The organism is Novosphingobium sp. HII-3, assembly GCF_002916655.1.
Lineage (GTDB): Bacteria > Pseudomonadota > Alphaproteobacteria > Sphingomonadales > Sphingomonadaceae > Novosphingobium > Novosphingobium panipatense.
This window is the reverse complement of sequence record NZ_PPSM01000045.1, coordinates 1-13,610: the sequence shown is the minus strand read 5'-3', so window position 1 is coordinate 13,610 and position 13,610 is coordinate 1. Positions and strand designations below refer to the sequence as shown.

At 63.0% G+C, this 13,610-nt stretch carries 15 protein-coding genes; 11 read left to right on the top strand and 4 right to left on the bottom strand.

Annotated features, from left to right (window positions below):
• Positions 1-43 precede the first annotated feature (43 nt).
• From C2R25_RS15130 to C2R25_RS15115, 4 genes are all read right to left on the bottom strand, one after another.
• Entirely contained in the window at positions 44-1,279 is a 1,236-nt protein-coding gene (locus C2R25_RS15130; protein ID WP_103730007.1) for an alginate export family protein, read from the bottom strand.
• 26 nt (positions 1,280-1,305) lie between these two features.
• Positions 1,306-2,508 carry a benzoate/H(+) symporter BenE family transporter gene (locus tag C2R25_RS15125; protein ID WP_103730006.1) on the bottom strand — a complete coding sequence of 401 codons (1,203 nt, stop codon included), beginning with the start codon at positions 2,506-2,508 and terminating at the stop codon, positions 1,306-1,308.
• Positions 2,509-2,510: 2 nt separating this feature from the next.
• The gene (locus C2R25_RS15120; RefSeq protein WP_103730005.1) at positions 2,511-3,839 is read right to left on the bottom strand and encodes an aromatic acid/H+ symport family MFS transporter; all 1,329 of its coding nucleotides are present in this window, start codon (positions 3,837-3,839) and stop codon (positions 2,511-2,513) included.
• A 124-nt stretch (positions 3,840-3,963) separates the two neighbouring features.
• Positions 3,964-4,887, bottom strand: coding sequence for a LysR family transcriptional regulator (locus tag C2R25_RS15115; RefSeq protein WP_103730008.1), 924 nt, complete (start codon positions 4,885-4,887; stop codon positions 3,964-3,966).
• Positions 4,888-4,997: 110 nt separating this feature from the next.
• Here C2R25_RS15115 and C2R25_RS15110 point away from each other — a divergent pair, with 110 nt between their 5' ends.
• The 11 genes from C2R25_RS15110 to C2R25_RS15060 form a co-directional block, all read left to right on the top strand.
• Positions 4,998-6,170 carry a muconate/chloromuconate family cycloisomerase gene (locus C2R25_RS15110; RefSeq protein WP_103730004.1) on the top strand — a complete coding sequence of 391 codons (1,173 nt, stop codon included), beginning with the start codon at positions 4,998-5,000 and terminating at the stop codon, positions 6,168-6,170.
• Between the two features lie 5 nt (positions 6,171-6,175).
• Positions 6,176-6,466, top strand: coding sequence for a muconolactone Delta-isomerase (catC, locus tag C2R25_RS15105; protein ID WP_103730003.1), 291 nt, complete (start codon positions 6,176-6,178; stop codon positions 6,464-6,466).
• Positions 6,467-6,497: 31 nt separating this feature from the next.
• Positions 6,498-7,412 (top strand): dioxygenase, encoded by a 915-nt coding sequence (locus C2R25_RS15100; protein WP_103730002.1) that lies wholly within the window; start codon positions 6,498-6,500, stop codon positions 7,410-7,412.
• Between the two features lie 27 nt (positions 7,413-7,439).
• Positions 7,440-8,789 carry a Rieske 2Fe-2S domain-containing protein gene (locus tag C2R25_RS15095; protein WP_103730001.1) on the top strand — a complete coding sequence of 450 codons (1,350 nt, stop codon included), beginning with the start codon at positions 7,440-7,442 and terminating at the stop codon, positions 8,787-8,789.
• Positions 8,786-9,301, top strand: coding sequence for a benzoate 1,2-dioxygenase small subunit (gene benB, locus C2R25_RS15090; RefSeq protein ID WP_103730000.1), 516 nt, complete (start codon positions 8,786-8,788; stop codon positions 9,299-9,301). The genes C2R25_RS15095 and benB overlap by 4 nt, the downstream gene beginning before the upstream one ends.
• A gap of 10 nt (positions 9,302-9,311) precedes the next feature.
• Positions 9,312-10,097 (top strand): benzoate diol dehydrogenase BenD, encoded by a 786-nt coding sequence (gene benD / locus C2R25_RS15085; protein ID WP_103729999.1) that lies wholly within the window; start codon positions 9,312-9,314, stop codon positions 10,095-10,097.
• Positions 10,098-10,110: 13 nt separating this feature from the next.
• A complete protein-coding gene (locus C2R25_RS15080; protein ID WP_103729998.1) occupies positions 10,111-10,818 on the top strand; it encodes a CoA transferase subunit A in 708 nt (235 codons plus the stop codon).
• Positions 10,818-11,474 carry a 3-oxoacid CoA-transferase subunit B gene (locus tag C2R25_RS15075; protein ID WP_103729997.1) on the top strand — a complete coding sequence of 219 codons (657 nt, stop codon included), beginning with the start codon at positions 10,818-10,820 and terminating at the stop codon, positions 11,472-11,474. The genes C2R25_RS15080 and C2R25_RS15075 overlap by 1 nt, the downstream gene beginning before the upstream one ends.
• A complete protein-coding gene (locus tag C2R25_RS15070) occupies positions 11,474-12,244 on the top strand; it encodes an alpha/beta fold hydrolase (protein ID WP_103729996.1) in 771 nt (256 codons plus the stop codon). The genes C2R25_RS15075 and C2R25_RS15070 overlap by 1 nt, the downstream gene beginning before the upstream one ends.
• Before the next feature lie 4 nt (positions 12,245-12,248).
• A complete protein-coding gene (gene pcaF, locus C2R25_RS15065) occupies positions 12,249-13,451 on the top strand; it encodes a 3-oxoadipyl-CoA thiolase (RefSeq protein ID WP_103729995.1) in 1,203 nt (400 codons plus the stop codon).
• Positions 13,451-13,610 (top strand): FAD-dependent oxidoreductase (locus C2R25_RS15060; RefSeq protein ID WP_158250679.1); only part of this gene is annotated, 160 nt, incomplete at its 3' end. The genes pcaF and C2R25_RS15060, both read left to right, overlap by 1 nt.

Genomic DNA, 13,610 nt, shown 5'->3' with positions numbered 1-13,610 from the left:
AAACCGGCGCACCCAATGACCAACCGCACAAACTGTCCGGGACTTAGCGAAATGCCTGTCCGGGACTTTCTGAAATCACTGTCCGCGACTTACCGGAATCGCTGTCCGGGACTTTCCGAAACACGCAGTTCTGAGGTCCAAGATCGCCGTTGTATGTAAGCGGCCGGGGAAAGAGCGGGCCGTATGTCCCAAGCTTGCCGTCGTTTGGATTACGGTCGCCCGAGCCGACGTCCACGCGGAGCGCAAGCTTCGGCTTCCAGCCCTGCTTCCATGAATGCGACACCGTACCGGTGACGTAGTAGGCGTCGATGTCGAGCTCGCCGAAGGAGCCCCACTGCCGTATGCCCTCGACATCGAGTCCCCAGGCACCGGCCTTGCCCACATAGTGCGCCGAAAGGGTGCGGCGCTGGTCACGTGCTGCCGGCGCGGAGTCGAACGCAATGCTGGCACGATCTGAGGTAACGAATAGCGCCTCTGCCCGCCCGGTTCGATCTCCTTCGCCGAAGTTGCGGCCTGCGTGGAAGGCGGTGACATCATACGCGTGGTTGGTTTCATCGTCGAACGTGCCGAGTTTCTCCAGGAGTGCGTGCCCCGTGAGAAAGCCGCCGTCCCATTTGCCAACTTTGCCCATCACCCGAAGAACATCGAGTGAGCGCCGCGTGTTCGCTCCTTCTCGCATATCGAAAACGGTGTAGTTGCCGATGCCGACTTCCTGGCGGCCGAGGCGGGCTGTAATGACGGCCGAGCCCGCGGGTACGCTTGCTTCGACGAAGGCCTGGTTGAAGTCGAGCCGTCCTTCTTCGACGGGAGCGACGACGGAGTCGAGGCCGGAACTGGTGGCATGTTCCAGATCTACGAAAGCCCGCAGCACGCCCTCGACATGAAGGTCACCCCACACCCGGGTGCGCTGCTGGAAATTCCCATTGTCGTCCTGCGGACCACGTCCCCACCGTTCTCCGATGCGGATCTCCGGGCGAAGGCGCAGTTCTCCGCCCAGCGTGGCGTAGGTTTTGCCTGCTATGGGAATATACTTCAGACGCGTCCACAGGTTGGTGTCCCGCACGGTGCGGAAGCTGGAATAGTCCTCATCATGATTGATGGGCTTGAACGAAGGTTGAGGAGCCTCCGTCCGGTTCGAACTCGCGGGTGCGGGAGCGACGATTTCACCGCGTGCACTCGCATCTGTCGTAGCCGAAGGACGTTCTGGGCTGGCGGCAGGGACGGTGGCCGGAGCCTGGGCAGCCGCAGCTGACAAGGCGTATGCCATTATATTCAACATTCAAACTCTCCCGAATTTTGTAACTTTTAGCGCCCGAGGGTGTGTCTTGTGCCGTTCGCACCCGTTTTGATGAAAGCCTGAAGGAAGTGGATGCCGAGGCCGAAGACAAGTCCCCAGAATGCGGAACCAAGACCGGCCAAGGTCATCCCCGATGCACTGACGGCGAAGGTAACAAGTGCTCCGTCACGCTCGCTTTCCGTGAGAAGCGCGGCGCTGAGCGCGCTGGAAACGACGGGAAACAAGGCAAGCCCGGCCAGTGCTGCCACCAGGGTTGCGGGAAGCGCGGCGAAGAGTGCGAGGACGGTGGCGGCGAAGGCTCCGAAGACGAGGTAGGTCACGCCCCCTGCAATGCCGGCAACGTACCGCCTGGCGGGATCGGGATGAGCGTCTGGGCCAAGGCAAATCGCGGCTGTGAAGGCTGCGAGGTTGAGGCCGTGACAGCCGAACGGCGCGAGGAGGATCGAACCGATCGCGCTTGCCGAGATGATCGGTCGCGCATCCGGTTTTTCATACCCCGCACTGCGCATTACGGCGACGCCGGGGAGGAACTGCCCTGTCAGTGACACGATCGCCAGCGGCAAGGCGATGTTGGCTGCGGCAGCCCAGTCGAACCGCGGTGTAGTCCAGACCGGCAGCGTCAGGCGAGGGGGCCCGATTGCGCCGGTGAAGCCGTCTCCGACCAGAGTTACAGCGATCCCGGTCACAAGGACCGCAACGACGGCGTACCGCGGCGTCGTGACGCGCCCCGCGAAGAACACGAGGATCATCGCGATCACCATGAGCGGCGACGAGGGAACCGCGCCGACCATGTCGATCACGAAGCGGAAGAGGATGCCGGCCAGCATGGCTGCAGTGATGGCGCTCGGCAGTCGTTTCATCAGGCGGTCGAACGCACCCGAGGCGCCCACGGCAAGAACAGCGAGGTTGGCAACTATGTACGCGCCCACCGCCGTGGCGAAGTCCGTGTGCGGAAGCATTGTCACCAGCAGGGCCGATCCCGGAGCCGACCATGCGATGACGACCGGAACGCGCCAGCGCCAGCTCAGAACGATGCCGAGCACGCCGCTTCCAATCGAGATCGCCCAGATCCACGAAGCGACGAGCGAAGGCTCAAGGCTCCGCGCTGCCTGGAACACGATGACCAGCGGTCCCGCGTAGGAGATGGTGGTGGCGATGATCCCGGCAATGACTGCCGGGATCAACGTCGTCTGCCGCACTGTCATGCTCATGGTCAGGCTGGGAAGGGATTGCCCTGCAGCGCGTGCTGACGGCTACGGCTCACCATGTAAAGGGCAGTTGCCAGCACCGAGACGATGCCCGGCACCGCGAAGGCGATGAAGTTGAGCGCCATCGGAAGCTGCGCGGCTAGCAACACACCGCCCAGCATCGGGCCGACGATGGCGCCCACGCGTCCCATTCCCGAAGCCCAGCCAAGCCCGGTGGAACGCACCGAGAGGCTGTAGAACTCCGCCACGCTGGCGTAGAGTAGGATCTGCGTGCCGGTTGTTCCCGCGCCGGCAATGAAGATCAGCAGGTAAAGCACCGGCATGGGGCTGTTGAGGCCCAGCAGGGCGATGCACAATGCGCCAAGGCCGAAATAGGCCATGACGACACGCGGCAGCCCGAACCGATCGGCCAGGCGCCCGCCGGCGATGGCGCCGAACATGCCGCCGAAGTTCAGCGCAAGGAGGAAGGACAGACTGGATCCCAAGCTGTACCCGGCGCTGCGCATGAGCTGCGGCAGCCAGGACCCGAGGGCGTAGACCATCAGAAGGCAGCAGAAGAAGCAGAGCCACATCGAAAGCGTGCCGAGCGTCCGGTTGTGACGAAACAGCTCCGATACTGCGGCGCGCTCACCTGTCGCCTCCTCGTAGACGAGCGGCTGGCGACCTCCGGTGTGTGGAGCGAGGCGCTGCAGGATGGAGCGTGCCTTCTCCTGCTCGCCGTTGCGGATGAGAAAGCCGACGGACTCCGGAATGCTGCGCAGGATCAGCGGAAGCATGAGAAGCGGAACGGCGGCGGCAAAGAACATCGCCTGCCAGCCAAAGAGCGGCAGCAGCCAGATTCCCAAGCCGGCCGCAACCATGCCGCCGATCGCGTAGCCGCTGAACATCAGGGCGACGAGAGTGCTACGCATGCGCTTGGGCGCGTATTCGTTGGTGAGAGCGACCGCGTTGGGCATGAGTCCACCACAGCCGAGCCCGGCGGCGAAGCGCAGCACACCGAACATCGTGGGAGTGCTGGCGAAGCCGTTGAGGAACGTCGCCGTGCTGAACAGAGTGAAGCATACGGTGATGCACTTCTTCCGACCGATACGATCCCCCAACGGTCCGAAGACCAGTGCACCGGACATCATGCCGAACAGGGCCCAGCTTGCGAGAGATCCCGCTTGTGGCGCCGTAAGGTTCCAGCTCTCCATAAGCTGCGGAAGTACGACTCCGTAGATGAAGACATCGTAGCCATCGACTATCAGCAGGATGGCACAGGCGATGATTATTTTTAGATGTACATTACCAAATCTGGCTTCGTCTATCAGCCGACCTACATCGATACCTTGCATATCGATTCCTCTCCCGTGTCACATTGCGTGATTCTGCTGGAAGGTGAATGATCTATCGAGTTCAGAGAAATACTAGTTGAGTCACATCGCCATACGCATAGGGTATATATAGTACTCCAACCCCTTACAGTTCCTCCAGAAGCGCGGTCGGAACGTCATAGCCCCACTCGGCATATTTGCGGGCGATTACGCCTGCGATGAGGGCCAGCTCCGGGGATCGGTCACCAGAACGATGGCTCATGATGATAGGGGATGTTGCCAGTTCGCTCAGTTCCCGGAACGCCACGTCATGGCTGCGGGCGCGACGCACGGACTCCGGCACGATAGCCATGCCCTCCTCTGCAGCCACGAGGCCAATAGCGATCTGCAACTCGCGAGCTTCATGCACGATGCGCGGTTCGATCGCGTGATCGCGAAAGAGTGAGATGACCTGGTCGGCATAGCTGGGACGCGGTGCGCGCGGATAGATGATCTGAGGCTCGTCCGCCAAGTCACGCAGGGAGATCGGCCCTTCACCCCGCGCCAGCGGGTGATCGAGAGAGAAGGCCGCTACAAGCTTTTCGTCCCGAAGGATGATCCGCCGAACCGCTGGGTCTTCGAAGCGGATGCGACCGAAGCCGACATCTATGCGGCCATCCTTCAGAGCGGCGATCTGGTCCAGCGTCGTGCTTTCCACCATCACGAGTTCAACGCCATCGGCTGTCTTGCGGAATTCACGGATCAGTTCGGGAAGGCGCGCATAGATTGTCGAGGCGACAAAGCCGATCACCAGGCGCCGCCGCTCGCTATTGGCCGCCGCTTTCACCATCGTTTCCACATCTTCCATCCGCGCGAGTATCTGTACGGCCTGGGCATGTAGGAGACGGCCCACCGCCGTCAGGCGCAAGGGCCGGTTCGAGCGGTCGAGCAGCGGCGCCCCGATTTGCGCCTCAAGCTGCTGAATAGCCCGCGAAAGAGGCGGCTGCGCGATGTGCAGCCGTTCTGCCGCCCGGTTGAAATTGCCTTCGTCGGCCACTGTCACGAAGTAGCGCAGAAGACGCATGTCGATCACTGAAATACCTCCAGGGTATGATTTTCTGACCGCATTGATCTTTGAACGGATCTTTGCGCGGGGTTATCTCTCCTGTCGAAAGCTACGCATCCGGGAGAGTCGCCGCAATGGCCGTGTTGAGCCGAGCTGATACCTTCATCGTCGATGTGCCGACGATACGCCCGCATGTGCTGGCGATGGCGACAATGCACGGACAGTCCATGGTGATCGTCCGGCTTGTGGACTCCGACGGGGTCGAGGGCATAGGTGAGGGCACGACGATCGGCGGCCTCAGCTACGGGGAAGAAAGTCCCGAGAGCATCAAGTCGGCCATCGATACCTATATCATCCCCGTTCTCGAAGCGTGCGATCTTTCCCAGGTGGCAGCGACGATGGCCAAGGTGGCGAAGTGCGTTCGCGCAAACCACTTCGCCAAGTGCGCCGTCGAGACCGCGCTTCTCGACATGGCGGGCAAGCGGATGGGAGTGCCTGTTTCCGAACTGATCGGCGGCGGACGCGTGCGGGACAGTCTCCCGATCGCCTGGACGCTGGCGAGCGGTGATACCGCCCGTGACATAGCCGAAGGTGAGGAGATGCTGGACAAGCGTCGTCACCGCATATTCAAGCTCAAGATCGGCAAGCGGGACCTGCGTGACGACGTTGCCCATGTGGGTGCGATCTGCAAGGCCCTTGGTGACCGGGCGAGTGTTCGCGTCGACGTGAACCAGAACTGGTCGGAGGCGCAGGCCAAGCTCGGCATGGCCATGCTGCACGATGTGGGCTGCGACCTTGTCGAGCAGCCGGTGCCCGGCGACGCGCTGGGTGCGATGGCGCGGTTGTCGCGGTTGCAGCACATCCCCCTCATGGCGGACGAGGCTCTCAACGGGCCGCGCAGCGCCTTTCGCATCGCGTCCTCAAGCGCGGCGAGCGTGTTCGCGCTGAAGATCGCGCAGTCGGGCGGTCTCTTCGCCGCCGCAGAAGTTGCAGCCATCGGGACGGCCGCAGGCATCGGCCTCTATGGCGGCACCATGCTCGAGGGCGGCGTAGGGACGGCGGCTTCTGCCCAGGTCTTTGCAACAGTGCCGGAACTGGCCTGGGGCACGGAGCTGTTCGGCCCACTGCTGCAGACGGAGGAAATCCTCTCCGAGCCGCTGGGCTATGTGGATTTCTCCCTCGCCGTACCGACGGGACCTGGGCTGGGCGTATCGCTGGACGAGGACAAGATCGCTTTCTTCCGGCGGGACCGCAATGCCACCGTAGTCGCCGCTGCCTCTACCCAAGCCGCCAACGCAGGAGCCTGAAACCCATGCTGTTCATGGTCGAAATGGACGTCAACATCCCGCTGGCCTTCGATCCTTCCGAGGCGGCGCGGATCAAGGCTGAGGAAAAGGCCTACTTTCAGAAGCTCCAGGCAGCGGGAACCTGGCGTCACATCTGGCGCAAGGTCGGTCTCTATTCCAACGTGTCGATCTTCGACGTCGAGAGCAACGCCGCGCTGCACGACACCCTCATGGGACTGCCGCTTTATCCCTTCATGACCATGAAGGTGACGCCCCTGTGCCGGCACCCCTCCAGCATCCATGACGACGATCGGTAATCGTCCTTTCTTGAGTTCGGGAGAGAATAAAATGGACGTCAACTTCGTAAAGACCCCTGAGATCCAGCAGCTCCTCGATCGCGCCTCCGGTGTGAACGAGAGCGGCGGCAACGCGCGCCTGAAGGGCATCATGCGCGACCTGACCGAGAGCGTGATGGAGGTGATCGTCAAGCACGATATCTCCGAGAACGAATTCTGGACAGCGATGAAGTTCCTTGCCGATGGCGCGGGAGAGATCGGTCTCATCGTGCCCGGCGTGGGTCTTGAGCACTTCCTCGACCTCTACATGGATGCCAAGGACGCCGACGCCGGGCTTACGGGCGGCACGCCGCGCACCATCGAAGGGCCGCTTTATGTCGCCGGTGCGCCGCTGATGGAAGGCAACGTCAATCTCACGTCCGATCCGGATGAAGATGCAGAGGTCCTTCACATGACCGGCACGATCACGGGGCCGGACGGCGAAGTCGTGCAGGACGCGATCCTCCACGTCTGGCACGCCAATTCCAAGGGCTGGTATTCGCACTTCGATCCCACGGGAGAGCAGACGCCGTTCAACAACCGGCGCCGCATCAAGGTCGGAGCGGACGGCCGCTACGCCTTCCATTCGAAGCAGCCGAGCGGCTACTCCGTGCCCCCGGGCGGTGCCACGGACCAGCTCATGCAGGGGCTGGGGCGTCACGGCCATCGCCCGGCGCACGTCCACTTCTTCGTGGAGGCTCCGGGTTATCGCACTCTGACCACGCAGATCAACTTCGGCGATGACCCCTTCGCGGCGGACGACTTCGCCTTTGCCACTCGCGAAGGCCTGCTGCCGGTGCCGACGCGGCAGGGTGACACCGCCTACATCGCCTTCGACTTCCAGCTTCAGCGTGCCCAGGGAACCCGGGAACAGGGCTTCTCCACGCGCGCTCGCGCCGAAGCGCAGGCGGAGACCGAGGTCGCCTGACCTCAATAGACAACGGGAGACAGGATCATGCACGAACATCTGATGGAGCGCGTCGCGACCGCAGTGGTCGACGATCACGAGGCCGGGATATTCCGCTGCCGGCGGGACGTCTTCACGGACCCGGCCCTGTTCGAGCTCGAGATGAAGTACATCTTCGAGAGCAACTGGGTCTACATCGCGCATGAGAGCCAGGTCGAGAAGAAGAACGACTACTTCACCACCTGGATCGGGCGGACGCCCGTGATCCTGACCCGTGCCAAGGACGGCGGCTTCAACTGTGTGGTGAACGCCTGCGCACACCGGGGCGCCAAGCTTTGCCGCCGCAAGCGCGGCAACCAGCCTCTGTTCGTCTGCCCCTTCCACGGCTGGAGCTTCAAGACCGACGGTACGCTCCTGCGGGCAAAGGACGCCAGCACCGGTGCTTATCCCGAGAGCTTCGATCACGAGGGATCGCACGACCTGACCCGCGCCCGCGTGGAGAGCTATCGCGGCTTCATCTTTGCGTCGCTCAATCACGACGTCCTTCCGCTGGAAGAGCACCTCGGCGAAGCGAAGGTCATCATCGACCAGATGGTCGATCAGGCGCCTGAAGGCCTGGAAGTGCTCACCGGCAATTCCACATACACCTTCGACGGCAACTGGAAGATGCAGATGGAGAACGGCTGCGATGGCTATCACGTCAGCTCCGTTCACGAGAACTACCAGTCCACCATGGGCCGCCGCGCCGAAGGTGGAACCAAGGCTGTCGACGCCAACGGGTGGTCCAAGGCTCCGGCGAGCGGTGTCTACGGTTTCGAGCACGGCCACATCCTGCTCTGGACGCAAGTCCTGAATCCCGAAGTGCGCCCGATCTGGAACCACAAGGACCGCCTTGTGGAGCGACTGGGCGAACAGAGGGCAAGGTTCATCCTTGAACAGACCCGCAATCTGGCGCTTTACCCCAATGTCTTCCTGATGGACCAGTTCTCGACGCAGATCCGCGTCGTACGTCCGATAGACGTCCACACCACGGAAGTGACGATCTACTGCTACGCTCCCAAGGGCGAGAGCGCCGAGGATCGGGCGCATCGCATCCGTCAGTACGAGGACTTCTTCAACGTGACCGGCATGGGTACGCCGGACGATCTCGAGGAATTCCGCAGCTGCCAGTCCGCCTACGAGGGAGCAGGTGAACTCTGGAACGACCTCAGCCGCGGTGCCAAGCGCTGGATCGACGGGCCTGACGAGAACGCCCGGGCCATGGGGATGAACCCCTTGCTCTCCAGCGAACGAAGCGAGGATGAGGGGCTCTTCGTGCGCCAGCACGAGTTCTGGGCGAAGATCATGCTCGTCGGTCTTGAGAAGGACGCGCAGCCCATGCTGGAGGCCGCAGAATGACACAGGTTCTCGACAAGACCAGTTCGACGCTGTCCTACCCCGAGATCTGCGCATTCCTCTATCGGGAGGCGCGCCTCCTCGACGACCGGCGGTTTGACGAGTGGCTTGAATGCTACGATCACGAGGCCGAGTACTGGATGCCGGCGTGGACCGACGATGACGCGCTGACCGAAGATCCGCAGACAGAGATCTCCCTGATCTACTATGCGAACCGCAAGGGTCTCGAAGATCGCGTATACCGTCTGAATACGGAGCGCTCGTCGGCAAGCACGCCCGAAGCCAGGACCGCACACTTCATCGCGAATGTCGAAGTGCTGGAGACGCGTGAGGGCAAGGTCGATCTGCGCTATAACTGGCACACTCTCAGCCATCGCTATCAGCAGACGGCGCAGTTCTTCGGAACGACGTTCCTTACGCTGGACGTCAGCGGCGAAGCGCCGAAGATCCTGAAGAAGAAGATCGTCCTCAAGGACGACTACATTCATCAGGTCATCGACGTCTACCACGTTTAAGGAGCAGGCGGTGATCTTCCAGGGACGCTTCGCGGACAAAGTCATGGTGGTGACAGGCGCCGCACAGGGCATCGGCGCCGGGGTGGCCGCTCGCGCCGCTGCGGAGGGCGCCAGCCTTGTGCTGGTTGATCGGGCCCCGTTCGTGACAGAGGTCGAAGACGCAGTCGTTGCACGCGGCGGCCAGGCTGTTTCGGTGCAATGCGACCTGGAAACCTACGAGGGCGCCGCGACAGCCATCGAAGCCGCAACGGCGGCGTTTGGTCGGATCGACATCCTGGTCAACAATGTGGGAGGAGCGATCCGGATGCGTCCGTATGCCGAGTTCGAGCCCAGCCAGATCGACGCGGAAATCCGCCGCTCGCTGATGCCGACCTTGTACTGCTGCCACGCTGTGCTCCCCGTAATGCTGGGACAGGGCGCCGGAACGATCGTCAACGTATCCTCCAACGCCACGCGTGGTATCCGGCGGGTGCCGTATTCGGCAGCGAAAGGCGGTATCAACGGCCTCACCCAGGCGCTCGCCATGGAATATGCCGAGGCGGGTATCCGCGTCGTCGCAACCGCGCCGGGTGGCACCAGTGCGCCGCCCCGCCGCGTGGCGCGCAACGCGGAAGGCGACAATGCGCAGGAGCAGGCCTGGATGGCACAGGCCGTCGAGCAGGTGACAGCCTCCACCTTCATGAAGCGGTACGGCACATTGGAGGAACAGATCGCGCCGATCCTTTTCATGGCCTCGGACGAGGCGAGCTACGTAACCGGGTCCGTGCTGCCGGTTGCTGGCGGCGACATCGGCTGAAGGAGCGAAGAGAATGTCGAAGATCTACGATAGCCCCGCCGCAGCACTGGAAGACTTGCTGTTCGACGGTATGACGATCATGTCCGGCGGCTTCGGCCTTTCAGGGAATCCCGAAAGCCTCATTCCCGAAATTCGCAAATCCGGCGTCAAGGATCTGACTGTCGTATCGAACAACGCCGGGGCGGACGGATTTGGCCTGTGGATGCTGCTGGAGAGCCGGCAGGTGCGCAAGATGATCTCCTCCTACGTCGGTGAGAACAAGCTGTTCGAGCAGCAGTACCTGTCGGGTGAGCTCGAACTCGAATTGAACCCGCAGGGCACGCTGGCAGAGCGCATCCGCGCCGGCGGCGCAGGCATCCCGGCCTTCTATACCAGGACCGGGGTTGGCACGATCGTAGCCGAAGGCAAGCCGACCGAGATGTTCGAGGGCGAGGAGTACGTGCGCGAGACGTGGCTGCGCTCCGATCTCTCCATCGTGAAGGCCTGGCGGGCAGACTCGGCGGGCAACCTCATGTTCCGCAAGACGGCGCGCAACTTCAACCCGAACATGGCGACAGCCGGAAAAGTTACCGTCGCGGAAGTGGAAGAAATCGTGCCCGCCGGAACGTTCGACCCTGATGCGATCCACACGCCGGGCATCTACGTCGATCGCGTGGTGCTCTCAACCGTCAATGAAAAACGGATCGAAAAGCGTACCGTCCGTGAGAGGGAGGCAGCATAATGCCGTGGACCCGTGATGAAATGGCTGCGCGGGCCGCCCGCGAACTTCGCGACGGTTACTACGTCAACCTCGGTATCGGCATCCCGACACTGGTCGCCAACCATGTGCCGGAAGGCGTGAACGTGACGCTGCAGAGCGAGAACGGCATGCTGGGCATCGGGCCGTTCCCCTATGACGAGGACGTTGATCCCGATCTCATCAACGCTGGCAAGCAGACCATCACGGCACTGCCGACATCCAGCTTCTTCTCCAGCGCGGACAGCTTCGCGATGATCCGTGGCGGGCACATCGACATGGCGGTGCTCGGCGCGATGGAGGTTTCGTCCGCAGGCGACCTCGCCAACTGGACGATCCCCGGCAAAATGGTGAAGGGCATGGGCGGCGCGATGGACCTCGTCGCCGGTGTCAAGCGCGTCGTCGTGGTCATGGACCATGTCGCCAAGAATGGTGCGCCCAAGATCCTGCCGGAATGCACGCTTCCGTTGACCGGCAAGGCTTGCGTCGACCTCATCGTTTCGGATCTCGCGGTGATTGCCGTTGATCGCAAGGACGGCGGCCTGACACTGATCGAGTTGGCGCCGGGCGTTACCGAGGCGGAAGTGCTGGAGAAAACCGCCGCACCCCTGAAGTCTGCGCTTGCGGAGGCGGTTGCCTGATGCCGTTCTGCGACGTCGAAGGCGCACGCCTGTACTGGAAGCGCGACGGCAGGGACAATGCTCCCGCGCTCGTGTTGCTCAATTCCATTGGCACCGACATGGATCTGTGGGACGTTGTCCTGCCCTTGCTGCGCGACCGCTTCGCGATTCTGCGCATGGACACCCGCGGGCACGGTGCGTCGACGGCTGAACCCGGGGATTGCACGCTGGAGAGACTGGCAGCGGATGTGGCTGCCGTCGCTGATGCGGCGGGGCTCGAGACGTTTTCGCTTGCCGGTGTGTCGCTTGGCGGCATGATCGGCATGGAACTGGCTCTAATGGCCCCGCAGCGGGTCGAGAAGCTGGCGCTGGTCTGCACGTCCGCAACGATGGATCGCGCATCCTGGAGCGACCGGATCGGAACGGTTCGCGCATCCGGTATGGCCGCGATTGCCGATCTGGCCATGGGGCGCTTCCTTTCGGACCAGGCGGAGCCGGCTGTGGTCGAAACCGTGCGGCGGCAATTGCTGACCATGGATGCGGAAGGATACGCGGCCAGTGGCGCTGCCATTCGCGACATGGATCTTGCCGTGCGGATCGAAAGTCTGACGGTGCCGACGCTTGTGGTCACAGGCACCAGAGACAGCTCGACACCCTTCGACGGGCATGGAGAGCACTTGCTCGCGCATATGCCATCCTCTGTCCACGTCTCGCTTGAGACGGCCCATCTGGCGCCTTTGGAGGCGCCCGAGCCGCTGGCTGCAGCGCTCGTCTCATTCCTCGGAAGCTGAACTCATGCCGGAAGCCTTCGTCTGCGACGCTGTTCGCACCCCCATCGGCAAGCTGAACGGTTCGCTTGCAGGCATACGAGCCGACGATCTTGCCGCGCTGCCTTTGAAGGCGCTGATGGAGCGTAACCCGAAAGCGGAGTGGCAGGCCCTCGACGACGTCATTCTGGGGTGCGCCAATCAGGCGGGCGAAGACAACCGCAATGTTGCCCGCATGGCCACGCTGCTGGCGGGGCTGCCGGAATGCGTACCGGGCGTGACGGTCAACCGCCTCTGCTCGTCGGGCCTGAATGCCCTCGGCATGGCGGCTCAGGCGATCCGGAGTGGTGATGCGCAGTTCCTGATCGCGGGCGGCGTGGAAAGCATGACGCGTGCGCCCTACGTCATGGGCAAGGCCGGCAGCGCCTTCGGCCGCGACCAGAAGATCGAGGACACCACGCTCGGCTGGCGGTTCGTGAACCCTGCGATGAAGGCGGCTTACGGCGTCGACAGCATGCCGCAGACGGGCGAGAATGTCGCCGAACAGTACCAGGTCAGCCGTGAGGAACAGGATCGGTTCGCCCTCGCGAGCCAGGAGAAGGCCGCCCGCGCGCAGACGAGCGGTCGCTTCGCCGCCGAGATCGTGCCTGTAGCGCTCCCGCAGCGCAAGGGCGATTCCGTGCTGTTCGAGCATGATGAGCACTTGCGCGCGACCAGCCTTGAAGCTCTCGCGAAGCTGAAGCCGGTGGTGAAGCCGGAGGGGACCGTTACGGCGGGCAACGCTTCGGGACTGAACGACGGCGCGGCGGCGATGCTCGTCGCATCGGAGGAGGCGGCGATCCGCCATGGGCTCACCCCGCGGGCGCGTGTCGTCGGTATGGCTGCAACGGGGATCGCGCCTCGGATCATGGGGGTCGGTCCGGTCGCGGCTGCGCAGAAGGTGCTGGCGCGCAGTGGCCTTGGCACGGACGATCTCGACGTGGTTGAACTCAATGAGGCGTTCGCCAGCCAGGCGATCGCAACCCTGCGCGACCTCGGGATCGATCCCTTCGACGACCGGGTGAACCGGAACGGAGGCGCGATCGCTCTTGGCCATCCCCTTGGCATGTCGGGCGCCCGCATCGCGCTCTCGGCTGTCGAGGAACTGCATCGGACAGGTGGACGCTACGCGCTGGCCTTCATGTGCATAGGGGTCGGGCAAGGCCTTGCCGTGGTGCTTGAGCGGGTTTGATGGAAAAAGCAGACGTTGTCATCGTGGGAGCAGGGCATGGGGGTGCGCAGTGCGCGCTTGCCCTGCGCCAGAACGGGTTCGAGGGAACCATCACCGTCATCGGCCGGGAGCCGGAGTACCCGTACGAGCGTCCGCCGCTCTCCAAGGAGTACTTCGCGC

What these genes read in the sequence shown, in the direction of transcription:
- C2R25_RS15125 (WP_103730006.1), bottom strand. Translation starts at nt 2,508, where the DNA reads ATGAGCATGACAGTGCGGCAGACGACGTTGATCCCGGCAGTCATTGCC.
- C2R25_RS15110 (WP_103730004.1), top strand. Translation starts at nt 4,998, where the DNA reads ATGGCCGTGTTGAGCCGAGCTGATACCTTCATCGTCGATGTGCCGACG.
- benB (WP_103730000.1), top strand. Translation starts at nt 8,786, where the DNA reads ATGACACAGGTTCTCGACAAGACCAGTTCGACGCTGTCCTACCCCGAG.
- C2R25_RS15130 (WP_103730007.1), bottom strand. Translation starts at nt 1,279, where the DNA reads ATGTTGAATATAATGGCATACGCCTTGTCAGCTGCGGCTGCCCAGGCT.
- C2R25_RS15095 (WP_103730001.1), top strand. Translation starts at nt 7,440, where the DNA reads ATGCACGAACATCTGATGGAGCGCGTCGCGACCGCAGTGGTCGACGAT.
- catC (WP_103730003.1), top strand. Translation starts at nt 6,176, where the DNA reads ATGCTGTTCATGGTCGAAATGGACGTCAACATCCCGCTGGCCTTCGAT.
- pcaF (WP_103729995.1), top strand. Translation starts at nt 12,249, where the DNA reads ATGCCGGAAGCCTTCGTCTGCGACGCTGTTCGCACCCCCATCGGCAAG.
- C2R25_RS15080 (WP_103729998.1), top strand. Translation starts at nt 10,111, where the DNA reads ATGTCGAAGATCTACGATAGCCCCGCCGCAGCACTGGAAGACTTGCTG.
- C2R25_RS15100 (WP_103730002.1), top strand. Translation starts at nt 6,498, where the DNA reads ATGGACGTCAACTTCGTAAAGACCCCTGAGATCCAGCAGCTCCTCGAT.
- C2R25_RS15070 (WP_103729996.1), top strand. Translation starts at nt 11,474, where the DNA reads ATGCCGTTCTGCGACGTCGAAGGCGCACGCCTGTACTGGAAGCGCGAC.
- C2R25_RS15120 (WP_103730005.1), bottom strand. Translation starts at nt 3,839, where the DNA reads ATGCAAGGTATCGATGTAGGTCGGCTGATAGACGAAGCCAGATTTGGT.
- C2R25_RS15075 (WP_103729997.1), top strand. Translation starts at nt 10,818, where the DNA reads ATGCCGTGGACCCGTGATGAAATGGCTGCGCGGGCCGCCCGCGAACTT.